We start from the raw sequence: 23,159 nt of genomic DNA, 5'->3' as shown, positions 1-23,159 counted from the left end.
GGATGATGCTGTTGAAGAAATTGTTTGCAACCCTCGGCCTCGCCGCCTTCGCGAGCGGCGCCTGGGCCGGCGGCATGGAAAGCCTCGAGGCCTTCGTGAAGAACACGAAGTCGGGCCGCGCGGAGTTCACCCAGACCGTGACTGCACCCGCCAAGGAGGGGCAGCCTTCGCGCGCCAAGGTGTCGAGCGGCACCTTCGAATTCCAGCGCCCGGGCAAGTTCAAGTTCGACTACAAGAAGCCCTTCGCCCAGAGCATCGTGGCCGACGGCGAGACGCTCTGGCTCTACGACACCGACCTGAACCAGGTCACCCAGCGCAAGCAATCGCAGGCCCTGGGCTCGACGCCCGCCGCGCTGATCGCCTCCGCGGCCGACTTGCGCGCCCTGAAGGCCGATTTCACGCTCGAGGGAGCCCCAGAACGCGATGGCCTGCAATGGGTCAAGGCCAGTCCGAAGAGCAAGGACGGGCAACTGCAGAACGTGCAGGTCGGCTTCCAGGGCGAGGCCCTGGCATCGCTGGAGATCCTCGACAGCTTCGGCCAGCGCTCGGTGCTGAAGTTCAGCAAGGTCGAGGTCAACCCGGCCCTGCCTGCGAGCACTTTCCAGTTCAAGGCGCCGGCCGGCGCGGACGTGATCCGCCAATAGCGCGGCGGCGCGGCCGCCGCCCCTCGATGCCCCGGCTTCCCGCCGGGGGGCGCGCGACGCATGCGCGACACTACGCCTTCCATGGCCCCTACCTCCCATCAACCCCTGGCCGAGCGCCTGCGCCCCAAGACCCTGGGCGAGGTCATCGGCCAGCAGCATCTGCTCGGCCCGGGCATGCCGCTGCGCATCGCGTTCGAGTCTGGCCAGCCGCATTCCTGCATTCTTTGGGGCCCGCCCGGCACCGGCAAGACCACCATCGCGCGGCTGATGGCCGATGCCTTCGACGCCCAGTTCCTCAGCATCAGCGCGGTGCTCGGCGGCGTGAAGGACATCCGCGAAGCGGTCGAGCGCGCGACCACCGCGCGCGACGGGTTGGAGCAGCGCCGCACCATCGTTTTCGTCGACGAGGTGCACCGCTTCAACAAGAGCCAGCAGGACGCCTTCCTGCCGCATGTGGAGTCGGGCCTGTTCACCTTCATCGGCGCCACCACGGAGAACCCCTCCTTCGAGGTGAACTCGGCGCTGCTGTCGCGCGCCGCCGTGTACGTGCTGAAGTCGCTGACCGAGGACGACCTGCGCCAGATCGTCACGCGGGCCCAGGACATCCAGGCCGTGCCCGCCATCGAGGCGAAGGCTGTGGAGCGCCTCGTGGCCTATGCCGACGGCGACGCGCGCCGGCTGCTCAACACGCTCGAGACCCTTTCCGTCGCGGCCACCGCCGAGAAGCGCGGCGACATCGGCGACGAGTGGCTCCTGCGCGTGCTCGGCGAGCGCATGCGCCGCTACGACAAGGGCGGCGAGCAGTTCTACGACACCATCTCCGCGCTCCACAAGTCGGTGCGCGGCAGCGATCCCGACGCCGCGCTCTACTGGTTCGTGCGCATGCTCGATGGTGGCGCCGACCCGCGCTACATGGCGCGCCGCCTGGTGCGCATGGCCAGCGAGGACATCGGCCTGGCCGACCCGCGCGCGCTGCGCCTGGCCCTCGACGCGGCCGAGGTCTACGAGCGCCTGGGCTCGCCCGAGGGCGAACTGGCGCTGGCCGAATGCGTGGTCTACCTCGCGATCGCGCCCAAGTCGAACGCGGTCTACCAGGCCTACAACGAGGTCCGCGCTTTGGTCCAGCAGGACAGTACGCGCCCGGTGCCCCTGCACCTGCGCAACGCGCCGACGCGGCTCATGAAGCAGCTCGACTACGGCAAGGGCTACCGCTACGCGCATGACGAGGAGGGCGGCTTCGCTGCCGGCGAGCGCTACCTGCCCGACGGCGTCGAGCCGCCGCAGCCCTTTTATCGGCCGGTGGAGCGTGGCCTGGAAATCCGCATCGCGGAGAAGCTGCGGGAGCTGCGCAAGCGCAACGAGGGCGCGGATCGCTGATACGCGATGTATCGCCGCTGATACGGCCTGGCCCCGGATACGCCGCACCAGCGGGAAAACCCCGGTCGCCGCGCACCGAAATGGCGATCCGGCGTGACTACAATCCCGGCCACAAACCCGCCGTCGATACATGCTGGCGGGTTTTTTGCTAAGCGAAGCCAGGGCGCCGAACCGGTGCATCTGGTACGTCGGGCGCCAACCAAGGGCGTCTAATACAAAAAAGGGATCCGCTATGGACATCTTGCTGCAACAGATCATCAACGGTCTGGTCCTCGGCAGCATGTACGCCTTGATAGCCTTGGGCTATACCATGGTGTACGGCATCATCAACCTCATCAATTTCGCGCACGGCGAGGTCCTCATGGTCGGGGCGCTGACCAGCTGGACCATCATCGGCTGGATGCAGACCGCGATGCCCGGCACCCCCGGGTGGATCATCCTCATCATCGCGCTCATCATTGCCTGCGTGGTCGCCGCCACGCTCAACTTCACGATCGAGAAAGTGGCCTACCGGCCGCTGCGCAACAGCCCCAAGCTGGCGCCGCTGATCACCGCCATCGGCATGTCGATCCTGCTGCAGACCATCGCGATGATCATCTGGAAGCCCACCAACAAGGCTTATCCCACGCTGCTGCCCAGCACACCCATCAATGTCGGCGGCGCGGTGATCTCGCCGACCCAGGTCATGATCCTCAGCGTCACCGCCTTCTGCCTGGTGGTGCTGATGTGGCTGGTCAACTACACCAAGCTCGGCCGCGCGATGCGCGCCACCGCCGAAAACCCGCGGGTCGCGGCGCTGATGGGCATCCGCCCCGACATGGTGATCTCGGCCACCTTCATCATCGGCGCGGTGCTGGCGGCGGTCGCCGGCGTGATGTACGCCTCCAACTACGGCATCGCGCAGCATGCGATGGGCTTCATCCCGGGCCTCAAGGCCTTCACCGCGGCGGTGTTCGGGGGCATCGGCAACCTCGCGGGCGCGGTGGTCGGCGGCATCCTGCTGGGGCTGATCGAGGCCATCGGCTCGGGCTACATCGGGGCGCTCACCGGCGACATCCTCGGCAGCCACTACAGCGACATCTTCGCGTTCATCGTGCTGATCATCATGCTCACGCTGCGGCCCTCGGGCCTGCTCGGCGAGCGGGTGGCGGACCGGGCCTGAAGGAGGACGCGCCATGAAAGACACCAAAAAGATCGTCTACATCGCGATCGCCGCCATCGGCCTGCTGGTGCTGCCGCTGCTGCTGCAGAGCCAGGGCAACGCCTGGGTGCGCATCGCCGACATCGCACTGCTCTACGTGCTGCTGGCACTGGGCCTGAACATCGTGGTCGGCTATGCCGGCCTGCTGGACCTGGGCTACGTCGCCTTCTTCGCCATCGGCGCCTACATGTTCGCGCTGCTGGGGTCGCCGCACCTGACCGACACCTTCCCGGCGATGAAGGCCATGTTCCCCAACGGGATGCACAGCTCGCTGCTGCTCATCATCCCCGCGGCCTTCGGGATCGCCGCCCTTTTCGGCGTGCTTCTCGGCGCGCCCACGCTGAAGCTGCGCGGCGACTACCTCGCGATCGTGACCCTCGGCTTCGGGGAGATCATCCGCGTGTTCCTCAACAACCTGGACCACCCCTTCAACCTCACGAACGGGCCCAAGGGCATCACCGCCATCGACCCGGTGCATTTCTGGGGCCTCAACCTCGGCAAGGCGCTCAAGCTCGGCGACTACACGATCTCCTCGGTCTCGCTGTACTACTACCTCTTCCTCGCGCTGGTGCTCATCACCATCCTGATCTCGCACCGGCTGCAGCTCTCGCGCATCGGCCGCGCCTGGATGGCGATCCGCGAGGACGAGATCGCCGCCAAGGCCATGGGCATCAACACCCGCAACATGAAGCTGCTGGCCTTCGGCATGGGCGCGAGCTTCGGCGGCGTCTCCGGCGCCATGTTCGCGGCCTTCCAGGGCTTCGTCTCGCCCGAGTCCTTCAGCCTGATGGAGTCGGTGATGATCGTCGCCATGGTGGTGCTGGGCGGCATCGGGCATCTGCCGGGCGTGATCCTGGGCGCGGTGCTGCTGGCGGCGCTGCCCGAGGTGCTGCGCTACGTGGCCGCGCCGCTGCAGGCCATGACCGACGGCCGGCTGGATGCTTCCATCCTGCGCCAGCTCTTCATCGCGCTGGCCATGATCATCATCATGCTGGTGCGCCCGCGCGGCCTCTGGCCCACGCCGGAGCACGGCAAGTCGCTGCAGCGCAAGGGCGTGCCGCCTTCGCCGGTGCCGGGCTCGACGCAGGCCCACGCACCCGGCGTGCCGACGCCGGCCGACGAGATGCCGGGCGAAGCCTCGCGTCCGATGTCCATCAATCCGTGAACGAGGGAGTACCAGCATGACTGAAACCGTCCTCGACGTTCGCGGCATTTCCAAGCGCTTCGGCGGCCTGCAGGCGCTGTCCGACGTGGGCATCAAGATCACCCGCGGCCAGGTCTACGGCCTGATCGGCCCCAACGGCGCCGGCAAGACTACCTTCTTCAACGTCATTACCGGCCTCTACACACCCGACAGCGGCAGCTTCGAGCTGGGCGGCAAGCCCTACCAGCCCACCGCTGTGCACGAAGTGGCCAAGGCGGGCATCGCGCGCACCTTCCAGAACATCCGGCTGTTCGCGGAAATGACCGCGCTGGAAAACGTGATGGTGGGCCGCCACGTGCGCACGCATTCTGGCGTGCTGGGCGCCATGTTCCGCACCGGCGGCTTCAAGGCCGAGGAGGAGGCGATCGCCAAGCGCGCGCAGGAACTGCTCGACTACGTGGGCATCGGCAAGTACGCTGACTACAAGGCGCGCACCTTGAGCTACGGCGACCAGCGCCGGCTCGAGATCGCCCGCGCGCTCGCCACCGACCCCCAGCTGATCGCGCTCGACGAGCCCGCGGCCGGCATGAACGCCACCGAGAAGGTGCTCCTGCGGGAACTGATCGACCGCATCCGCAAGGACGACCGCACCATCCTGCTGATCGAGCACGACGTGAAGCTGGTGATGGGCCTGTGCGACCGCGTGACGGTGCTCGATTACGGCAAGCAGATCGCCGAAGGCACGCCGGCGGACGTTCAGAAAAACGAGAAGGTGATCGAGGCCTACCTCGGCACGGGAGGACATTGAGATGGCACAAACTCTTTTGAAGGTGAGCGGCCTGAAGGTCGCCTACGGCGGCATCCAGGCGGTGAAGGGCATCGACTTCGAGGTGCGCGAAGGGGAGCTGGTCTCGCTGATCGGCTCCAACGGCGCCGGCAAGACCACCACCATGAAGGCCATCACCGGCACCTTGCCCTTTGCCGCCGGGAGCATCGAGTTCCTCGGCAAGAGCATCAAGGGTCGCGGCGCCTGGGACCTGGTGGGCGAGGGCCTGGTGATGGTGCCCGAGGGGCGCGGCGTGTTCACGCGCATGACCATCACCGAGAACCTGCAGATCGGCGCCTACATCCGCAAGGACAAGGCCGAGATCGCGAAGGACATGGACCGCGTGTTCGCCACCTTCCCGCGCCTGAAGGAACGCGCCACGCAGCTGGCCGGCACCATGTCGGGCGGCGAGCAGCAGATGCTGGCGATGGGCCGCGCGCTGATGGCGCGCCCCAAAGTGCTGCTGCTCGACGAGCCCTCAATGGGCCTGTCGCCGATCATGGTCGACAAGATCTTCGAGGTGGTGAAGCAGGTCTACGGCCAGGGCGTCACCGTGCTGCTGGTGGAGCAGAACGCCAGCCGCGCGCTGCAGCTGGCCGATCGCGGCTACGTGATGGAGTCGGGGCTGATCACCATGAGCGGGGACGCCAAGGTGATGCTGAGCGATCCGAAGGTGCGCGCGGCCTACCTGGGCGAATGAACACAGCGGCCGTCGCGGCCGCTGCCCTCAATCGACTTTTGCGCCGGTGGCCTTGACCACCTTCTCGTACTTCGCCAGCTCGCTCTTCATGAACGCGCCGAACTGATCCGGCGTGTTGGCGACCGGCTCCGCCAGCAGCGTGGCAAACCGGGTCTTCGTTTCCGGCGCGTTCAGCGCGGCGACGAAGGCGCGGTTGAGCTTGTCCAGCACCGGCGCGGGCGTGCCTGCAGGTGCCACCAGGCCCCACCAGGTATCGATCGAGAAGCCCTTGAGCGTGCCGGCCACCGTCGGCACCTCGGGCAGTGCGCTGCTGCGCTCGGCCGTGGTCACGGCGATCGCCTTGAGCTTGCCCGAGCGGATGTTCGGCGCCGCGGTCGCGAGGTTGTCGAAGTTGAAGTCCACCTGGCCCGACAGCAGCGCCAGCTGCGCCGGGTTGCCGCCGTTGTAGGGGATGTGCACGGCGAAGATGCCCGCTTCCTTCTTGAACATCTCGCCCGCCAGGTGGCCGGCGCTGCCGTTGCCGCCGCTGCCGTAGTTGAGCTTGCCGGGGTTGGCCTTGGCATAGGCGATCAGGTCGCGCAGGTTGGCGATCTTCAGGCGCTGCGCTGATTCGGCATTCATCACCAGCACGTTGGGCACGCGCACCATCTGCGTGATGGGCGCGAAGGCGGTGGCGGCGTCGAAAGGCATCTTGCTGTAGAGCCATGGATTGACCGCATTGGTGGCAGTCGCCGCGATGCCGATCGTGAGGCCGTCGGGCGCGGCCTTCGCCACCGCGTCGGCGCCGATGTTGCCGCCCGCGCCGGGCTTGTTGTCGATGATGACCGGGCCCAGCGAATCCTTCACGCGCTCGGCCAGCACGCGCGCCGTGACGTCGATCGGGCCGCCGGCGGCGTAGGGGACGACGAGGCGGATGGAATGCTGTGCGGATTGCGCGGAGGCCTGCGTTGTAGCGAGGAGGGCGGTGGAAGCGAGGAGGGTGAGGAGGAAGTCTCTGGTTTTCATGGTTTCGATTGTGCGTGGAGGCGAATCGCAAGACATCAGGGCACGGCCTTGTCGGCCTCGGTCGTGAACGCATCCGCGAAGAACTCGTCTTCCGGCAGTCCACGCTTCGCCACATAGTCGTGCTTCGCCGAGTCGACCACGATCGGCGCGCCGCAGGCATACACCTGGTGGCCGGACAGGTCCGCGAAGTCTTCCATCACCGCCCGATGCACGAAGCCCGTGCGCCCGCGCCAGTTGTCCTCGGGCACCGCGTTCGAGATCACCGGCACATAGCGCAGGTTCGGCATCTCGGCCATTGCAGAGCGCACCCAGCCGTCCATGTACAGGTCCTCCGGCCGGCGCCCGCCCCAGTACAGGGTCGCAGGCCGATCGATGCCCTTGAACTTCATGTGCTCCAAGAGCGCCTTGATCGGCGCGAAGCCCGTGCCGGATGCCAGCAGCACCATCGGCTTGGGGGAATCGTCGCGCAGGAAGAAGCTGCCGTAGGGCCCCTCGATGCGCAGGATCTCCTTCTCCTTCATCGCGCCGAACACATGGTCGGTGAACTTTCCCCCCGGCAGGTGTCGGATGTGCAGTTCGATGCCGGTGCCGGGCTCGCCCAGGGTGTGCGGCGCATTGGCCATGGAGTAGCTGCGCCTCGTGCCGTCGCGCAGGATGAATTCGATGTACTGCCCGGCATGGAACTGCAGCGGCTCGCCCGCCGGCAGCTGCAGGCGCAGCATCACCACGTCGTGCGACTTCTTCGAGATGGACTGCACGCGCACCGGCATCTTGCGGATCGGGAAGGCATTGGCGTCGGTGACCTGGCGCGATTCGAGCACCACGTCGCTCTGCGGCGTTGCGCAGCAGGTCAGCACGTAGCCGGCCGCTTCCTCCTCGGCGCTCAGCGCCTTGCTCTGATGCAGGCGCAGCGTGACCTCGCCCGAGAGCTTCTTGCACTTGCAGGAGCCGCAGGCCCCGTCCTTGCAGCCGTAGGGCAGGCCGATGCCCTGGCGGATTCCGGCCGCGAGGATGGTCTCGTCGGCATGCGCGGTGAAATGCCGTCCACTCGGCTCGACCGTGATGTGGAAGCCCGCCTCGTCAGGCGCTGCGCTCGTCATGGGTATTCTTCGACTCTTGTTCAGCAAAAAGGACACCGATTTTGCCCGGATTCAACAGCCCGTTCGGCAGCAGGCCTACACGCTTTCGTCGCGAGCGGGTGCTCGTGGTCGGCTGCGGCGACGTCGGCCTCCGGGCGGCGCGCGCGCTGCGCGGCCGCGTGCGCCTCATCGCGCTGACCTCCTCGCCCGAGCGGGTGGCTGCCCTGCGGCAGGCCGGCCTCACGCCGATCGTGGCCGATCTCGACGATGCCGCCACGCTGCGCCGCCTCTCCGGCCTGGCCACGCGCGTGCTGCACCTCGCACCGCCCGCGCGCGCGGAAGGTGCGCGCTGGTGGCGCGATGAGCGCACCGCCGCGCTGGTGCGCGCCCTGCGTCTGCGCACGCTGCCGGCCGCGCTGGTCTACGGCTCGACCAGCGGCGTCTATGGGGACTGCGGCGGCGCGCGCATCGACGAGACGCGCGCCGTGCGGCCCGACACGCCCCGCGCACATCGCCGCGTCGATGCCGAGCGCGCCGTGCGCTGGCTGGGACGCGGCGGCGTGGCGACGCGCATCCTGCGCATTCCCGGCATTTATGCGCCCGACCGCGAAGGCGGCACTCCGCGGGAGCGGCTGCACAAGCGCACGCCGGTGCTGCGTGCCGAGGACGACGTCTACACCAACCACATCCATGCCGACGACCTGGCACGCGCCTGCGTGGCCGCGCTGTGGCGCGGCGGGCCGCAGCGCGTCTTCCATGTGAGCGACGACAGCGAGCTCAGGATCGGCGACTACATCGACCTCGCGGCCGATCTCTACGGCCTGCCGCGCCCGCCGCGCATTTCGCGCGAGGAGGCCCAGGCGCAGCTGCCCGTGGCGCAGATGAGCTTCATGGGCGAGTCTCGGCGGCTGGACAATACGCGGCTCAAGCGCGAGTTGCGCGTGCGCCTGCTTCATCCGACCGTCGCCACGGGGCTGGTGCCCTGATCTGCTTCGAGGCACACCATGTGGACCCCATCGGCGCCGCGTTTGAGCACTTCGCGACTGATCCTGCGTCCCTGGCGTGAAGAAGACCTCGAGCCTTTCGCCCGCCTGAATGCGGACGAGCGCGCGACGCAGTACCTGCTGCATCGGTTGAACCGTGAGCAGAGCGACGCGCTGGTCGCGCGCATCGGCGCGCATTTCGAGCGCGAGGGCTTCGGGCTGTGGGCGGTGGAAGCGCCGGGTGTCGCGCCCTTCATCGGCGCGGTGGGCCTGGTGGTCCCGGGTTTCTCGGCGGCATTCACGCCCTGCGTCGAGATCGGCTGGCGCCTGGCGCCGGACTTCTGGGGACGCGGCTTCGCGAGCGAGGCGGCACGTGCGGCGCTGGCCTTCGGTTTCGAGACGGCCGGCCTCGACGAGATCGTCTCCTTCACGGTGCCGGCCAACACGCGCTCGCAAGCTGTGGTGCAGCGGCTCGGCATGACGCACTCACCCGCTGACGACTTCGATCATCCGCTGGTGCCCGCGGGCCATCCCCTTCTACGGCATGTGCTCTACAGGTTGTCGAAGGATGCGTGGCCGGCCTCCACGGCGACAGCAGACGACTGATCAAAGAAAAACGGGCCGCGAGGCCCGTCTTTCTTCTTGCTTTTGTCTTGTCCGGAACTCAGAGCCCGGCTTGGCGCGTGAACGACATCTTGGGCTTCTTGTACGCCTCGGGCACCTGGTCGCGATAGAAGGCGCGGCGGTCCAGGCTTGCGAACGGATCGTGCGCCTTCGCGACGGCTTCCTGGTACACCTGTGCACGATCGACCGTCGAGTTGATGGCGACGGCGCCGGCGCCGGCCACATCGCTGTAGGCATTGCCGGCACGCGCGGCCGCGACGGCTTCGCTGGCGACTTCGGCCCGGGTGGCGCCGGAGGTCAGGGGATGCACGCCTTCATAGGTTTCGGCCTGTGCCCCGGCGACAGCCAGAAGCGAGAAGGCAGCTGCGGTAAGGATCTTCGAGGCTTTCATTTCGGGTTCCTTGAAAGGGGTTGATCGATGAAATCAAGTCTGATTGCAAACGCCTCCTTCAAACCGCTGCTGTTGGAACCACGGTGTTTTCAGGCTGGAAACAATCGAGCGCTGTGAACGCAGCCCTGCCCAACCGGGCAGTAGCCGAGCGCGCGCGGCCTTTCGACAATGCAAGCCAAGCCCAGGAGTTGCGATGTCGAACACTTCTTCTTCTTTCTCTGCCTTCGAACAGTTCTCGGCCGCGATGGCTGATGCGGTGAGCGCCGCAGCGCCCGGCGTGCTCGCCATCCAGACGCGCCATGCGCGCGCCAGCGGATTCGTCTGGCAGCCCGGATGGATCGTGAGTTCCGATGAAGGACTGCCGGAGGACGAGGAGGCTGAGCTCGTGCTGCCCGGCGGCACGACCGTCGCGGCCAAGGTGGCGGGCCGCGATCCCACCACCGACGTGCTGCTGCTGCGCTGCGAAGGCGCGACCGCTGCGCCGGTGGTCTTCGATGCCGCACCGCTGCGTGCCGGCGAGATGGTGATCGCGCTCGGCGCACGCGAAGGCCTGCCGCTGGTGGCGGGCGGGCTGGTCTCGCTGGCCGGGCCGGCATGGCGCAGCCTGCGCGGCGGCGAGATCGACGCACGCATCGAGCTCGACCTGCGGCTGCGGCTCGGCGCCGAGGGCGGCATCGTGCTCAACGCGAGGGGCCGGGCCGCGGGCATGGCGGTGTTCGGCCCCAGGCGGCGTGTGCTGGTCATCCCCGCGGCCACGATCGAGCGCGTGGCGACGCAGCTCATGAAGCACGGCCGCATGCCGCGCGGCTACCTGGGCCTGAGCCTGCAGCCGGTGCGCGTGGATGCGTGCAGCGTCGGCGCAATGGTGATGGGCGTGGCGGAGCAGGGGCCCGGCGCGGCGGCCGGCATTCGCCAGGGCGACATCATCGTGGCGATGAACGGCCAGCCCATCCGCAGCGTGCCGCTGCTGCTGCGCGCACTGGGTCCGGCGAGCGTGGGCACGGTGCTCGCGCTCTCGCTGCGGCGCGCCGGCGAAGCAGTGGAAGTGCAGCTCACGGTGGGCGAGAGGCCGGCCGATTGAGCGCGGTCCACAATGGCGCGATGAAGCCGATCGTGGTCGCGCTGGAGATCGAGGACGAGGCCTTGTCGCAGCGCCTCTTCGCCGCGCTGGCTGCGGCGCCGGACATCCGCGTGGCCGAGCGCGGCGAAGCCGCCGACGTGGCCCTGGTCCTGCCCGAGGCGGCGCAGCATGCCGAGGCGACGGACTCGACCCTGACCCGGCGCGAGCTGGAGGTGCTGGCCCTGGTTGCCGAGGGCGCATCGAACAAGCTCATCGCGCGGCGCCTGGGCATCTCGGTGCACACGGCGAAGTTCCATGTGGGCTCGCTCATCGACAAGCTCGACGCGACGGGCCGCACTGATGCCGTCGCGCAGGCGGCGCGGCTCGGCGTCATCCATCTTTGAACGAACGAGAACGAAAGGAAGCCCATGGCCTCACCCCCCGTTCCCAGCCTTTACGAATGGGTCGGCGGCATCGATGCGCTGGAGCGCCTCACCGCGCGCTTCTACGAGCAGGTGCGCGCCGACGAGCTGCTGGCGCCGGTGTTCGCGCACATGGGCGGCGACCATCCGGCGCATGTGGCGGCCTTCCTGGGCGAGGTGCTGGGCGGACCGGCTGCATATTCGCAGCGGCACGGCGGCCATCCGCACATGATCCGACAGCACCTGGGCCGCCAGCTCACGCAGGCGCAGCGGCGGCGCTGGGTGGGCCTGTTGCTGGAAACGGCCGACGCGCTGGACATGCCCGAGGATCCCGAGTTCCGCTCGTCGCTGGTGGGTTACCTGGAATGGGGCTCGCGCCTCGCGGTCATCAATTCACAGCCCGGTGCCACGGTCGACGCCGAGGCGCAGATGCCGAAGTGGGGCTGGGGCGAGGTCAAGGGGCCGTACACAGGCTGATGCACGGCCGGCCGCGCTCATTCCTGCCGCAGCGGGCAGAAGGGGCGGCCTTCGACGGCTGCCCAGATGCAGGCACGGATGCAAGCGATCACCAAGCGCGCGTCCTGCGCGCGGGGCACGGTTCTCATGACGATAAGCATGGCTTGTTCTCTTTCTTGAAAGCGATGCGCGTCGCTTCACGCCGCCCAATGCGAATAGTGGAGCACCACGTAGCCGAGCGAATGCCAGAAGCAGGCCTCCGCGTGGCTGCGGGTCAGGATGCGCGAGCCGTTCAGTCCTAGGCATTCATAGCCGCGGCCATCGCCCGCTGAATCCAGAATGATCTTGTCCATGACGCGTCTCCTATGTTGCAGGTATAGGCGCGAGCGGCTTCCGGGGCCAGCGGCTGGCGGCGCGGTGCTTCGTCGGCTGCCGGGCGCAGCGCTTGTCCGCCGCATCCGGGCGGCGGGCGTCGGCATTGACTGACAGGACCGCCGTTCAGAGGTGCGCGCGCAGCACGCCGGCCAGGCGCGCGAAGCTGGGGCCGATCTCCTCTTCGCGCACCGCGCCATAGCCGAGCAACAGGCCGCTTTCGGCGGCTGCCGGGCGCACGTAGTACATCGACAGCGGCCGCGTCGCGATGCCGGCGCGCTCGGCGTCCTGCGCGACGGCCTGGTCGTCCACGCCCTGCGGCAGGCCCAGCACCAGATGCAGGCCGGCATCGCCACCAATCACCGGCAGCGCATCGCCGAACTGCTGCCGGATGGCATGGATCAATGCATCGTGGCGCGCGCCGTACACCGCCCGCATGCGGCGGATGTGGCTCGCATAGTGGCCCTCGGCCAGGAAGCGCGCGAGCACCGCCTGCTGCAAGGTCTGGCCTTCGCGGAACAGCTCGTTGAGCGCGCGCGCGAAGCGCTCCACCAGGTCCGGCGGCAGCACCAGGTAGGCCACGCGCAGGGAGGGGAACAGCGTCTTCGAGAAGGTGCCCAGGTAAATCACGCGCCCCTGCTCGTCGAGGCCCTGGAGCGCCGGGAGCGGCCGGGTGCCGTAGCGGAATTCGCTGTCGTAGTCGTCCTCCACCACCCACACGCCCTGCGCCGCCGCATAGTCGAGCAACTGGCGGCGCCGCCGCTGGCTCATCAACGCGCCGGTGGGGTACTGGTGCGAGGGCGACACGAACATCAGCCGCGGCGGCCGGCGCAGCTGCTGGGACGTGGGCGCGAGGCCCTCGGCATCCACCCCCACGGGCAGCAGCTTCAGGCCCATCGCGCGGAACATGCTGCGTGCCCCCCAGTAGCCGGGGTCCTCGAGCCAGACGGTGTCGCCCGGGTCGGCCAGCAGCTGTGCCACCAGCAGCAGCGACTGCTGCGTGCCGTTGGTGATCACCACCTGCTCGCTCGTGCAGGCCACGCCGCGCGTGCCCTGCAGGTACTCGGCGATGGCCTGGCGCAGGCCGGCATCGCCGGGACCGGTCGCGTAGGTCAGCTGCTCGGGCGCCGCCCGGCGCCAAAGCCCGCTCTGCAGGCGGTTCCAGACTTGCGCGGGAAACAGCCGCACCTCGGGCACGCCGGGCGCGAAGGCGCCCCATTGCAGGCGCGCGGCGCCCGCATGCTCGACCAGGTCCTCGCCGCGCCGCGAGAGCAGCACGCGGCGCGCCGCACGCGGCGCCGGGTCGGCCGGTCGCAGGCCCAGCTGCGCCACGTAGGTGCCGCGGCCCACGCCGGCCTGCACGTAGCCCTCCAGCGCCAGCTGCTCGTAGACATGGACCACGGTGTTGCGCGCGATGCCGAGCGAGCGCGCCATCTCCCGCGTGGGCGGCAACTTCAGCCCGGCCTGCAGCGCCGACTGGCGGATGCCGGTCTGCAGGATGCGGTAGAGCTGCAGGTGGTCGTAGTCGTCGGACTGCCGGTCGAAGTGGCGCAGCACGAAGTCGGGCAGGGCCGAGGTTCCGAGCTGCGGAGCACCTTGGTTTGGTTCCATGAGATCGAGATTACTTGGTTCTGTTTATAGGATCAATACTTGCATAGACTGGCGCGGTCCACAGCTACGCGGGCCTTCCAGCGCTCGCACGGAACGCCATGAGCACTGTCACTGTCGCCCCTTCCGCCGCCGCCGCCCGGCCCAGCAATGCCAGGATCGACGAGCGCCGCGTCGCCGCCACGCCGCGCGGCGTCGGCATCGGCTTTCCCTTCTATGCCGAGCGCGCCCGCAACGCCGAGCTGTGGGACGTGGAAGGGCGCCGGTTCATCGACTTCGGCTCGGGCATCGCGGTGCTCAACACCGGCCACTGTCATCCGCGCGTGATGGAGGCGGTGCGCAGCCAGCTCGATCGCTTCACCCACACCGCCTACCAGGTCGTGCCCTATGAGAGCGCGGTCGCGCTGGCCGAGCGGCTCAACCGCATCACCCCCGGCAACCATCCCAAGAAAACCGCCTTCTTCACCACCGGTGCCGAGGCGGTGGAGAACGCGATCAAGATCGCGCGCTGCGCCACGCGCCGCCCGGGCGTGATCGCGCTCAGCGGCGCCTTCCATGGCCGCACCTTCATGGGCATGGCACTCACCGGCAAGGTCGCGCCCTACAAGAGCGGCTTCGGTCCCTTCCCGGGCAGCATCTACCATGTGCCGGCACCGGTGGCGCTGCACGGCGTCTCGGTCGAGGATTCGCTGGCTGCGATCGACCGGCTCTTCAAGGCCGACATCGATCCCGAGCAGGTCGCGGCGATCATCCTCGAGCCGGTGCAGGGGGAGGGCGGCTTCTACGTCCAGCCGCCGGAGTTCATGCGCGGGGTGCGCGAGATCTGCGACCGCCACGGCATCCTGATGATCGCCGACGAGATCCAGACCGGCTTCGGCCGCACCGGCAGCCTGTTTGCGATGGACCACTACGACGTGGTGCCCGACCTCATGACCGTCGCCAAGAGCCTGGCCGGCGGCCTGCCGCTGTCGGGCGTGGTGGGCCGCGCCGAGATCATGGACGCGCCGGCGCCCGGCGGCCTGGGCGGCACCTATGCCGGCAATGCGCTGGCGATCGCCGCCGCGCATGCGGTGCTCGACGTGATCGAAGACGAGCAGCTCGCACCACGCGCCGAGCGCCTGGGCCAGCGCCTGAAGGCGCGGCTGGGCGCCCTGCGTGCGAGCGTGCCGCAGATTTCCGACGTGCGCGGCCTGGGCGCCATGGTGGCCGTGGAGTTCGTCGGCAAGGACGGCAAGCCCGACCCCGATTTCACCAAGCAGGTCCAGGCCCGCGCCCGCGATGCCGGCCTGCTGCTGCTGACCTGCGGCGTGTACGCCAACGTGATCCGCTTCCTGTTCCCGCTGACCATCGAGGAATCGGTGCTCGAGGAGGGCCTCGACATCCTGGCCGCCGCGATGCAAGCTTGAGACAGGAGGCATTCGACCGATATGACACTCAATCTGAAAGACCCCTCCCTCCTGCGCCAGCAGGTCTTCCTGGCCGGCGAATGGATCGACGCGGATACGCGCGAGACCGTCCCTGTCATCAACCCGGCCAACGGCGAGCGGATCGGCACCGTGCCGATGTGCGGCGCCGAAGAGACGCAGCGCGCCATTGCCGCGGCCGAAGCCGCGCAGCGCGACTGGGCCCGGCGCCCCGCCAAGGAGCGCACTGCGATCCTGCGCCGGCTCAACGACCTGATGCTGGCCAACCAGGACGACCTGGCGCTCATCATGACCACCGAGCAAGGCAAGCCGCTGGCGGAGAGCAAGGGCGAGATCGCCTATGCGGCCTCCTTCATCGACTGGTTCGCCGACGAGGCGCGGCGCGTCTACGGCGACACCATCCCCGCGCCCTCGGCCGACCGCCGCATCCTCGCGCTCAAGCAGCCGATCGGCGTGACGGCGGCGATCACGCCCTGGAATTTCCCGACCGCCATGCTGACGCGCAAGGCCGGCCCGGCACTGGCCGCCGGCTGCGCGATGGTGGTCAAGCCTGCGACGCAGACGCCTTTCTCGGCGCTGGCCTTCGCGGAGCTGGCCCAGCGCGCAGGGCTGCCCAAGGGGCTGCTGTCGGTGCTCACCGGCTCGGCCTCGAAGATCGGCGGCGAGATGACGCGCAACCCCGTCGTGCGCAAGCTCACCTTCACCGGCTCCACCGAGGTCGGGCGCATGCTGATGAAGCAGTCGGCCGACACCATCAAGAAGCTCTCGCTCGAGCTCGGCGGCAACGCGCCCTTCATCGTGTTCGACGATGCCGACCTCGACGCAGCAGTCGAAGGCGCGATGGTCTCCAAGTACCGCAACACCGGCCAGACCTGCGTCTGCGCCAACCGCATCTACGTGCAGAAGGGCGTGCTGGCCGCCTTCACCGACAAGCTGGTGGAGCGGGTGCGCGCGCTCAAGGTCGGCAATGGCGTGGAGCCGGGCGTCACCCAGGGCCCGCTGATCGACGACAAGGCGGTGGCCAAGATCGAGGAGCATGTGGCCGATGCCGTGGCCAAGGGCGGCAAGGTGCTCACCGGCGGCAAGCGCCATGCGCTGGGCGGCCGCTTCTACGAGCCCACCGTGGTGGCCGGCGCCACGCCCGACATGCTGGTCGCGCACGAAGAAACCTTCGGGCCGCTGGCGCCCGTCTTTGCCTTCGACACAGAGGCCGAGGCCATCGCGCTGGCGAACGACACCGAGTTCGGCCTGGCCTCGTACTTCTACAGCCGCGACATCGGCCGCATCATGCGCGTGGCCGAGCAGCTCGAATCCGGCATGGTGGGCGTGAACACCGGGCTGATCTCCACCGCCGAGGCGCCCTTCGGCGGCGTCAAGCAGTCGGGGCTGGGGCGCGAGGGCTCGAAGTACGGGCTCGACGAGTTCCTCGAGATCAAGTACGTCTGTCTGGCGGGGCTGGACAAATGAATCTTGCCTCCGCGCCCGGGTCTGCCGCCACCACCTTCGGCGTGGCCGGCGTGCAGATGAACGTCTCGGCCTTCGAGAGCAATGTGGAGCGCATGGGCAACTACCTGCGCCACATCCGCACGCGCTTTCCCTGGGTGCGCATGGTGCTGTTCTCCGAGCTCGCCGCGCTGGGTCCCAAGCACGACAAGGCCGAGCCTCTGCCCGGGCCGACCGAGGCGCGGCTGGCGGAGCTGGCGCGCGAGACCGGCCTGTGGCTCATCCCCGGCTCGCTGTTCGAAAGGGCGCAGGGGCCCGCCGGGCCGGTGGTCTACAACACCACGCCAGTCATCAACCCGCAGGGCGAGGTCGTCACGCGCTTCCGCAAGCTCTTCCCCTTCCGCCCCTACGAGCGCGACGTGGCGGGCGGCACCGGCTTCTGCGTGTTCGACGTGCCCGGCGCCGGCCGCTTCGGCGTCTCGATCTGCTACGACATGTGGTTCCCCGAGACCACGCGCACGCTGGCGGCCATGGGTGCCGAGGTGATCCTGCACCCGACCATGACCGACACCATCGATCGCGACGTCGAGCTGGCCATCGCGCGTGCCTCGGCCGTGACCAACCAGCTCTACTTCTTCGACGTGAACGGCGTCGGCGACGGCGGGGTGGGGCGCTCCATCATCTGCGACCCCTCGGGCTACGTGCTGCACCAGGCCGACGGCGGCGCCGAGATCATGGCCATCGACGTGGACTTCGCCCGCGTGCGCCGCGAGCGCGAGCGGGGCTTGCGCAGCAACCTGGGGCAGCCGCTCAAGAGCTTTCGCGACCGCGACTGCGATTTCGACGTCTACCGCAAGGACGCCGGCGCCTACCCATATTTGCAGACCCTGGGGCCGTTGGTGAAGCCCGACTGAAATAGTTCCTCTCGCTGTCGCACACCACAACAACGGGCCGGACACCGAGGACAACGGCCCAGAGGAGACAAAGATGAAGCCAGGAAGTGCATCGGAAAAGAACGGCCGGGCATCGCTGAGCCGGCACCGCAGCGTGTGGGAAATGCGCTCGGACGGCTGGATCAGCCTGGTCGACGACCTCAGCCGGCTGGCCATCCTGCCGCCGGAACACCCCGAGCGCGAGCGCCGCCTCGCCCATGTGCGGGCGATCGTGGAGCAGCTGGCCCCGGTCGAGAGCTACTGGGCCTTCCCGGGCGGGCGGGTGTTCAGCGAGCTGGCCCAATGGATCGAGCGCGACGAGTTGGCGCGCGCGCACCAGGCGGCACGGCGCATCCACCGCGTGCTGGCCGCGCGCACCTACCGGCACGACATCAACACGCTGGACAGCGACAACGAGCTGCCCTCGCAGATCGAGACCGACAGCGAGCGCCAGGCGCAGCTGGCGCGCCCCTACTTCGAGGTGCTGATCGTCGACGAGATGTCGGCCAGCGAGGAAGACGCGCTGCGCCGCCGCGTGCAGCGCAAGCGCAACGCCGAAGACGACTTCATCTTCGACGTGGTGGTAGTGCCCAGCTTCGAGGACGCGCTGATCGCCACGCTGGTCAACTTCAACCTGCAGGCGGTGGTGATCCGGCACGGCTTCCCCTTCCGCTCGGTCAACCACAACGACATGCTGCGCCGCTTCCTCGACGGCATGGACGAGGGCATCGAGAAGATGGCCGAGTTCGAGCGCGGGCCGCTCCTGGGCCGGCAGATCGCACAAATCCGCCCCGAGCTCGACCTGTACCTGGTAACCGACGTCAACGTCGAGGCCATCGCCGCGCAGGTGGGCGAAGTCTTCAAGCGCATCTTCTTCGGCGAGGAAGACCACATCGAGCTCTACAGCTCGATCATGAAAGGCGTCGGCGAGCGGCACCGCACGCCCTTCTTCAATGCCCTGCGCGACTACGCCAAGCAGCCCACCGGCGTGTTCCACGCGCTGCCGCTGGCGCGCGGCAAGTCGATCATGAACTCCAACTGGATCGGCGACCTGGCGCAGTTCTACGGCATGAACCTCTTCATGGCCGAGACCTCCGCCACCTCGGGCGGGCTCGATTCGCTGCTCGATCCGGTGGGGCCGCTGAAGACCGCGCAGGAGTACGCAGCGCGCGCCTTCGGCGCCCGGCGCACCTACTTCGCGACCAACGGCACCTCCACCTGCAACAAGATCGTGGTGCAGGCGCTGGTGCGGCCCGACGACATCGTGCTGGTCGACCGCAACTGCCACAAGTCGCACCACTACGGCCTGGTGCTGGCGGGCGCGCAGGTGGCCTACCTCGACTCCTACCCGCTCGACCAATACTCGATGTACGGCGCGGTGCCGATCCGGCACATCAAGCAGACCCTGCTCGACTTCCGCCGCGCCGGCACCCTGGACCGGGTGCGCATGGTGCTGCTGACCAACTGCACCTTCGACGGCATCGTCTACGACGTCGAGCGAGTGATGATGGAATGCCTGGCGATCAAGCCCGACCTGGTGTTCCTCTGGGACGAGGCCTGGTTCGCCTTCGCGCGCTGCCACCCGATCTACCGCCAGCGCACCGGCATGGCCAGCGCCGCCAGGCTGTGCGAGACGCTCAAGGACCCGGCCTATGCGAAGCGCTACGCTGCGTTCAGCGAAGGCTTCGACTGGGACGACGAGCAGCGCGTGCTCGACACCCGGCTGCTGCCCGACCCGGCGAAAACGCGCGTGCGGGTCTACGCCACGCACTCCACGCACAAGACGCTGACCGCGCTGCGCCAGGGCTCGATGATTCACGTGTGGGACCAGGACTTCAAGGACAAGGCCGAGGAGGCTTTCCACGAGGCCTACATGACCCACACCTCGACCTCGCCCAACTACCAGATCCTGGCCTCGCTGGACGTCGGCCGCCGCCAGGTCGAGCTCGAGGGCTACGAGCTGATCCAGCGGCAGCTGGAGTTGGCGATGAGCCTGCGCGAGCAGGTGCTGCACCATCCGCTGCTCAAGCGCTACTTCCGCTTCCTGCGCGTGAGCGACGTGGTGCCGACGGAGTACCGCGAGTCGGGCGTCGAGTCCTACTACAACGACGAGAGCGGCTGGAACAACCTCGAGGCGGCCTGGCGCACCGACGAGTTCGCGCTCGACCCGACGCGCGCCACGCTCACCATCGGCGCCACCGGCATGGACGGCGACACCTTCAAGAACAAGGAGCTGATGGACCGCTACGGCATCCAGATCAACAAGACCTCGCGCAACACGGTGCTGTTCATGACCAACATCGGCACCACCCGTTCGGCGGTGGCCTACCTGATCGAGGTGCTGGTGAAGATCGCGCGCGACGTCGACCAACGCGTCTCCGACATGAGCGCCATCGAGCGCCGCATCCACGAGAAGCGGGTGCGCTCGCTGACGCTGGAGCAGCCGCCGCTGCCGGACTTCTCGAGCTTCCATTTCGCCTTCCGCGGGCGCAGCGTGGAGGGCCGCGCCGGTACGCGCGACGGCGACATCCGCAGCGCCTTCTTCCTGTCCTACGACGACGCCAACTGCGAGTACATAGACATGGCCGAGGCCGCCAAGGCAATCCAGGCCGGGCGCGACCTGGTGTCGGCGCTGTTCGTCATTCCCTATCCGCCGGGCTTCCCGATCCTGGTGCCGGGGCAGGTGATCAGCGCCGAGATCCTGCAGTTCATGGCTGCGCTGGACGTGCGCGAGATCCACGGCTTCCGGCCCGAGCTGGGCTTCCGCATCTTCAACGACGCCGCGCTCTCGCGCGCCGCCCAGGCCACCGCGGCGCGCGCGGCGCTCGCGCTCTCGGGCCGGGCCGCGCAGCCGCAGGAGAAGGACGGCGAGATCAAGGCGGCCACGACCACGACAGCCGCCGAAGCGGCCCGAGCCAGTTCAACCACGAGGAGCGAAGAATGACGACCAAGGTCCAGAGCATTGCCGATCTGCTGCTGATGTTCCACCGCAACGAGCGGCCGATCTACTTCATCAGTGCGACCAACTTCAACCTGCTGGGCATGGACCGCTGGGTCAACCGCTTTCGCTACATCAACTACATCGACTGCTTCGACGGGCGCCACCCCAACGTGTTCGTGCCGACCGAGTCGCCGCACGAGGAGTTCCAGTCCATCGAGGACATCAACAACTACCTGCTGCAGCACAAGGAGGTGATCGACCTGATCGAGCGTCGCGGCGGCAAGCCGGTCGCCACCTTCCTGATGTTCGACGAGAAGACCGAGGCCCTGGCCAAGGAGCTCGGCATGGAGGTGTGGTTCCCGCCGGCCAAGCTGCGCACCCGCTGCGACAACAAGATGGAGACCGTGCGCATCGGCAACAAGGCCGGCGTGTTCTCGGTGCCCAACGCGCTGGAGAAGGTCGACAGCTTCGAGCACCTGATGCAGATCGCCGAGCGCAACGGCCTGAGCCGCGACCTGGTGGTGCAGTCGGCCTTCGGCGACTCCGGCCACACCACCTTCTTCATCGCGAGTGAGGACGATTTCAACAAGCACAAGGATGAGATCGTCAACGACCCCGAGGTCAAGATCATGAAGCGCATCAACTGCCGCGGCGCCACGCTGGAAGCCTGCGCCACGCAGTCGGGCACGCTGGTCGGGCCGCTGCTCACCGAGGTGGTGGGCGCCAAGGAGCTCACGCCCTACAAGGGCGGCTGGAGCGGCAACGAGGTGTTCCCCGGCGCCTTCTCGGAGGAGGTGCGCGCCAAGGCCCGCGACATGGCCGAGCGCTTCGGCAACCAGTTGCTGTCGGAGGGCTATCGGGGCTACTTCGACCTCGACTTCCTGATCGACCAGGACAACGGCGAGGTCTATCTGGGCGAGCTGAACCCGCGCATCTGCGGCGCGAGCCCGATGACCAACCACGCCGCCTTCGCCTACGCGGATGCGCCGCTGTTCCTGTTCCACCTGCTCGAGTTCTCGGGCGTGCCCTTCGACCTGAACGTGCGCGAGATCAACGAGCGCTGGGCGCAGCCGCACTTCATCGACTCCTGGTCGCAGGTGGTGCTCAAGTGCACCGACGACAAGGTGGACCAGGTGACCCATGCACCGGGCACCGGCATCTATCGCATGGGCGAGGACGGCAGCGTGGCCTACCAGCGCTTCGACTACGACCGCCGCGCCATCGACAGCGAGCGCGAGGCCTTCTTCCTGCGCATCACCGGCCCGGGCGACTACCGCTACGAGGGCGCCGACCTGGGCATCCTGATCACGCGGGGCCGCTCGATGGACGACAACTTCAAGCTGAACATCCGCGCCCGCGACTGGATCCGCGGCATCAAGAACTACTACGCGGGCAAGCCGATCGTGACCACCCAGCACGAAGCGGCGCCGGCGCCCGGGTCCTTCAAGATCCTTTGAACCCCGCCGGCGGCACCATGGCGATCCAGATCGGCTTCGAGACGCTCGTCGAAGACCTGCCGGGCCCGCGCTGGCAGGCGCTCTTCGCGCGCCTGTGGCCGGGCTACCGCGCCTGGTTCCTGCGCAGCGGGGCGGTGGCGCGGCCGAGCTACCTGGAGAGCCGGCGCGCGCTGCGCCAGCACATGCCCGAGCTGGTGCCGACCTGGCAGCGCCTGGTCGAGCTGGCCGGGGGCGGCGACGTGGAGGCGCGTTTCCTATCGCTGTGGTGCCCGCCGCCCTACATCGTCGGCTGCTCGCAGGCCGTGTGGATCGACCCGGCCGGCAAGGAAGAGCCCGCGCTGCTGCGCAACTACGACTTCGCGCCCGCGCTGCTCGAAGGCAGCTGGCTGGCCACGCGCTGGCAAGGCCAGCGGGTCTCGGCCATGGGCGACAGCATCTGGGGTGCGCTCGACGGCCAGAACGAGGCCGGCGTCGCGGCCTCGCTGTCCTTCGGCGGCAGCACCGTCTCGGGCACCGGCTTCGGCATCCCGCTGGTGCTGCGCTATGTGCTGGAGATTGCGCAGAGCACAGCCGAGGCGGTGGCCCTGCTGCAGCGCGTGCCGGTCAGCATGCCCTACAGCATCACCGTGCTCGACCGCCGGGCCGATTGGGCCACGGTGTTCGTGGGTCCGGACCGTCCGGCAGAGGTCACGCGCCGCAAGGCCGTCACGAATTTCCAGCACCGCATCGAATGGCCCGAGCATGCGCGCGCGACGCATGCGGCCGAGCGGCTGGAGCGGCTGCAGAAGCAGGTCGACGGACCCGGCACCCTGGAGGACGCGATCGGCGCCTTGCTGCAGCCGCCGCTCTACCAGTCGGCCTACCTGCGCGGCTACGGCACGCTCTACGGCGTGGCGTACCGGCCGGCCAGCGGCCGCATGGAATTGTTGTGGCCGGGCGTGCGCTGGCCGCAGACACTCGCTACATTCGCCGAAGGCCGGCGCGACATCGTCTACACGCCGGGCGCCGAGGCACCGCCGGACCCGGACGAGGCCGCCCTTGCGCAGCTGCTGACCGAATCACGGAGTTGA

General features: G+C 68.4%; 22 protein-coding genes. 17 read left to right on the top strand and 5 right to left on the bottom strand.

Annotated elements, in window-relative coordinates:
- Nucleotides 1-5: 5 nt before the first annotated feature.
- The 6 genes from lolA to GXN78_RS06935 all read left to right on the top strand — a co-directional run bounded on the left by lolA (nt 6) and on the right by GXN78_RS06935 (nt 5,892).
- Nucleotides 6-644: an outer membrane lipoprotein chaperone LolA gene (lolA, locus tag GXN78_RS06960; RefSeq protein WP_106557922.1), complete on the top strand. Its 639-nt coding sequence runs from the start codon at nt 6-8 to the stop codon at nt 642-644.
- Nucleotides 645-725: 81 nt separating this feature from the next.
- Nucleotides 726-2,021 (top strand): replication-associated recombination protein A, encoded by a 1,296-nt coding sequence (locus GXN78_RS06955; RefSeq protein ID WP_106557860.1) that lies wholly within the window; start codon nt 726-728, stop codon nt 2,019-2,021.
- Between the two features lie 232 nt (nt 2,022-2,253).
- A complete protein-coding gene (locus GXN78_RS06950; RefSeq protein WP_106557859.1) occupies nt 2,254-3,183 on the top strand; it encodes a branched-chain amino acid ABC transporter permease in 930 nt (309 codons plus the stop codon).
- Nucleotides 3,184-3,196: 13 nt separating this feature from the next.
- Nucleotides 3,197-4,387 carry an ABC transporter ATP-binding protein gene (locus GXN78_RS06945; RefSeq protein WP_106557858.1) on the top strand — a complete coding sequence of 397 codons (1,191 nt, stop codon included), beginning with the start codon at nt 3,197-3,199 and terminating at the stop codon, nt 4,385-4,387.
- 16 nt (nt 4,388-4,403) lie between these two features.
- The gene (locus tag GXN78_RS06940) at nt 4,404-5,174 is read left to right on the top strand and encodes an ABC transporter ATP-binding protein (RefSeq protein ID WP_106557857.1); all 771 of its coding nucleotides are present in this window, start codon (nt 4,404-4,406) and stop codon (nt 5,172-5,174) included.
- A gap of 1 nt (nt 5,175) precedes the next feature.
- Nucleotides 5,176-5,892: an ABC transporter ATP-binding protein gene (locus GXN78_RS06935; protein WP_106557856.1), complete on the top strand. Its 717-nt coding sequence runs from the start codon at nt 5,176-5,178 to the stop codon at nt 5,890-5,892.
- Between the two features lie 27 nt (nt 5,893-5,919).
- Here GXN78_RS06935 and GXN78_RS06930 read toward each other — a convergent pair whose 3' ends face one another.
- Nucleotides 5,920-6,897, bottom strand: coding sequence for a tripartite tricarboxylate transporter substrate binding protein (locus GXN78_RS06930; RefSeq protein ID WP_106557855.1), 978 nt, complete (start codon nt 6,895-6,897; stop codon nt 5,920-5,922).
- Nucleotides 6,898-6,932: 35 nt separating this feature from the next.
- Nucleotides 6,933-7,997, bottom strand: coding sequence for a CDP-6-deoxy-delta-3,4-glucoseen reductase (locus GXN78_RS06925; RefSeq protein WP_106557854.1), 1,065 nt, complete (start codon nt 7,995-7,997; stop codon nt 6,933-6,935).
- 41 nt (nt 7,998-8,038) lie between these two features.
- Here GXN78_RS06925 and GXN78_RS06920 point away from each other — a divergent pair, with 41 nt between their 5' ends.
- Nucleotides 8,039-8,962: an SDR family oxidoreductase gene (locus GXN78_RS06920; protein ID WP_106557853.1), complete on the top strand. Its 924-nt coding sequence runs from the start codon at nt 8,039-8,041 to the stop codon at nt 8,960-8,962.
- 42 nt (nt 8,963-9,004) lie between these two features.
- On the top strand, nt 9,005-9,565 hold the full coding sequence (locus GXN78_RS06915; RefSeq protein WP_239142633.1) for a GNAT family N-acetyltransferase: 561 nt from the start codon (nt 9,005-9,007) through the stop codon (nt 9,563-9,565).
- Nucleotides 9,566-9,623: 58 nt separating this feature from the next.
- On the opposite strand, the gene GXN78_RS06910 is transcribed toward GXN78_RS06915, so the two are convergent.
- Nucleotides 9,624-9,974, bottom strand: coding sequence for an alpha/beta hydrolase (locus GXN78_RS06910; RefSeq protein ID WP_106557851.1), 351 nt, complete (start codon nt 9,972-9,974; stop codon nt 9,624-9,626).
- Between the two features lie 193 nt (nt 9,975-10,167).
- Here GXN78_RS06910 and GXN78_RS06905 point away from each other — a divergent pair, with 193 nt between their 5' ends.
- From GXN78_RS06905 to GXN78_RS06895, 3 genes are read left to right on the top strand one after another with little or no spacing between them, the layout of a single operon-like run.
- Complete coding sequence (locus tag GXN78_RS06905) at nt 10,168-11,055, top strand: S1C family serine protease (RefSeq protein WP_106557850.1); 888 nt, start codon at nt 10,168-10,170, stop codon at nt 11,053-11,055.
- A gap of 20 nt (nt 11,056-11,075) precedes the next feature.
- On the top strand, nt 11,076-11,438 hold the full coding sequence (locus GXN78_RS06900) for a helix-turn-helix transcriptional regulator (RefSeq protein WP_106557921.1): 363 nt from the start codon (nt 11,076-11,078) through the stop codon (nt 11,436-11,438).
- Between the two features lie 24 nt (nt 11,439-11,462).
- Nucleotides 11,463-11,933, top strand: a complete 471-nt coding sequence (locus tag GXN78_RS06895; RefSeq protein WP_106557849.1) for a group II truncated hemoglobin — start codon at nt 11,463-11,465, stop codon at nt 11,931-11,933.
- A gap of 176 nt (nt 11,934-12,109) precedes the next feature.
- On the opposite strand, the gene GXN78_RS06890 is transcribed toward GXN78_RS06895, so the two are convergent.
- Entirely contained in the window at nt 12,110-12,265 is a 156-nt protein-coding gene (locus GXN78_RS06890) for a hypothetical protein (protein ID WP_164255379.1), read from the bottom strand.
- A gap of 145 nt (nt 12,266-12,410) precedes the next feature.
- A complete protein-coding gene (locus tag GXN78_RS06885; RefSeq protein WP_106557848.1) occupies nt 12,411-13,895 on the bottom strand; it encodes a PLP-dependent aminotransferase family protein in 1,485 nt (494 codons plus the stop codon).
- A gap of 98 nt (nt 13,896-13,993) precedes the next feature.
- On the opposite strand from GXN78_RS06885, the gene gabT reads away from it, so the two are divergent.
- The 6 genes from gabT (at nt 13,994) to GXN78_RS06855 (ending at nt 23,159) form a co-directional block, all read left to right on the top strand.
- Complete coding sequence (gabT, locus tag GXN78_RS06880; protein ID WP_106557847.1) at nt 13,994-15,298, top strand: 4-aminobutyrate--2-oxoglutarate transaminase; 1,305 nt, start codon at nt 13,994-13,996, stop codon at nt 15,296-15,298.
- 21 nt (nt 15,299-15,319) lie between these two features.
- On the top strand, nt 15,320-16,783 hold the full coding sequence (locus tag GXN78_RS06875) for an NAD-dependent succinate-semialdehyde dehydrogenase (protein ID WP_106557846.1): 1,464 nt from the start codon (nt 15,320-15,322) through the stop codon (nt 16,781-16,783).
- Nucleotides 16,780-17,673 (top strand): carbon-nitrogen hydrolase family protein, encoded by an 894-nt coding sequence (locus GXN78_RS06870; RefSeq protein ID WP_106557845.1) that lies wholly within the window; start codon nt 16,780-16,782, stop codon nt 17,671-17,673. Before GXN78_RS06875 ends, GXN78_RS06870 begins: the two co-directional genes overlap by 4 nt.
- 73 nt (nt 17,674-17,746) lie before the next feature.
- A complete protein-coding gene (locus tag GXN78_RS06865; RefSeq protein WP_239142632.1) occupies nt 17,747-20,635 on the top strand; it encodes an aminotransferase class I/II-fold pyridoxal phosphate-dependent enzyme in 2,889 nt (962 codons plus the stop codon).
- Nucleotides 20,632-22,089: a biotin carboxylase gene (locus GXN78_RS06860; RefSeq protein ID WP_106557844.1), complete on the top strand. Its 1,458-nt coding sequence runs from the start codon at nt 20,632-20,634 to the stop codon at nt 22,087-22,089. Before GXN78_RS06865 ends, GXN78_RS06860 begins: the two co-directional genes overlap by 4 nt.
- A complete protein-coding gene (locus GXN78_RS06855) occupies nt 22,086-23,159 on the top strand; it encodes a C45 family peptidase (RefSeq protein WP_239142631.1) in 1,074 nt (357 codons plus the stop codon). The genes GXN78_RS06860 and GXN78_RS06855 overlap by 4 nt, the downstream gene beginning before the upstream one ends.

The organism is Variovorax sp. WS11, assembly GCF_010499245.1.
Taxonomy (GTDB): domain Bacteria; phylum Pseudomonadota; class Gammaproteobacteria; order Burkholderiales; family Burkholderiaceae_C; genus Variovorax.
Note: the sequence above shows the minus strand (reverse complement) of the source record. Positions and strands in the feature narration are given on the sequence as shown.

What these genes read in the sequence shown, in the direction of transcription:
- GXN78_RS06925 (WP_106557854.1), bottom strand. Translation starts at nt 7,997, where the DNA reads ATGACGAGCGCAGCGCCTGACGAGGCGGGCTTCCACATCACGGTCGAG.
- GXN78_RS06950 (WP_106557859.1), top strand. Translation starts at nt 2,254, where the DNA reads ATGGACATCTTGCTGCAACAGATCATCAACGGTCTGGTCCTCGGCAGC.
- GXN78_RS06940 (WP_106557857.1), top strand. Translation starts at nt 4,404, where the DNA reads ATGACTGAAACCGTCCTCGACGTTCGCGGCATTTCCAAGCGCTTCGGC.
- GXN78_RS06930 (WP_106557855.1), bottom strand. Translation starts at nt 6,897, where the DNA reads ATGAAAACCAGAGACTTCCTCCTCACCCTCCTCGCTTCCACCGCCCTC.
- GXN78_RS06870 (WP_106557845.1), top strand. Translation starts at nt 16,780, where the DNA reads ATGAATCTTGCCTCCGCGCCCGGGTCTGCCGCCACCACCTTCGGCGTG.
- gabT (WP_106557847.1), top strand. Translation starts at nt 13,994, where the DNA reads ATGAGCACTGTCACTGTCGCCCCTTCCGCCGCCGCCGCCCGGCCCAGC.
- lolA (WP_106557922.1), top strand. Translation starts at nt 6, where the DNA reads ATGCTGTTGAAGAAATTGTTTGCAACCCTCGGCCTCGCCGCCTTCGCG.
- GXN78_RS06875 (WP_106557846.1), top strand. Translation starts at nt 15,320, where the DNA reads ATGACACTCAATCTGAAAGACCCCTCCCTCCTGCGCCAGCAGGTCTTC.
- GXN78_RS06890 (WP_164255379.1), bottom strand. Translation starts at nt 12,265, where the DNA reads ATGGACAAGATCATTCTGGATTCAGCGGGCGATGGCCGCGGCTATGAA.
- GXN78_RS06955 (WP_106557860.1), top strand. Translation starts at nt 726, where the DNA reads ATGGCCCCTACCTCCCATCAACCCCTGGCCGAGCGCCTGCGCCCCAAG.
- GXN78_RS06935 (WP_106557856.1), top strand. Translation starts at nt 5,176, where the DNA reads ATGGCACAAACTCTTTTGAAGGTGAGCGGCCTGAAGGTCGCCTACGGC.
- GXN78_RS06885 (WP_106557848.1), bottom strand. Translation starts at nt 13,895, where the DNA reads ATGGAACCAAACCAAGGTGCTCCGCAGCTCGGAACCTCGGCCCTGCCC.
- GXN78_RS06945 (WP_106557858.1), top strand. Translation starts at nt 3,197, where the DNA reads ATGAAAGACACCAAAAAGATCGTCTACATCGCGATCGCCGCCATCGGC.
- GXN78_RS06910 (WP_106557851.1), bottom strand. Translation starts at nt 9,974, where the DNA reads ATGAAAGCCTCGAAGATCCTTACCGCAGCTGCCTTCTCGCTTCTGGCT.
- GXN78_RS06895 (WP_106557849.1), top strand. Translation starts at nt 11,463, where the DNA reads ATGGCCTCACCCCCCGTTCCCAGCCTTTACGAATGGGTCGGCGGCATC.
- GXN78_RS06905 (WP_106557850.1), top strand. Translation starts at nt 10,168, where the DNA reads ATGTCGAACACTTCTTCTTCTTTCTCTGCCTTCGAACAGTTCTCGGCC.
- GXN78_RS06900 (WP_106557921.1), top strand. Translation starts at nt 11,076, where the DNA reads ATGAAGCCGATCGTGGTCGCGCTGGAGATCGAGGACGAGGCCTTGTCG.
- GXN78_RS06860 (WP_106557844.1), top strand. Translation starts at nt 20,632, where the DNA reads ATGACGACCAAGGTCCAGAGCATTGCCGATCTGCTGCTGATGTTCCAC.
- GXN78_RS06865 (WP_239142632.1), top strand. Translation starts at nt 17,747, where the DNA reads ATGAAGCCAGGAAGTGCATCGGAAAAGAACGGCCGGGCATCGCTGAGC.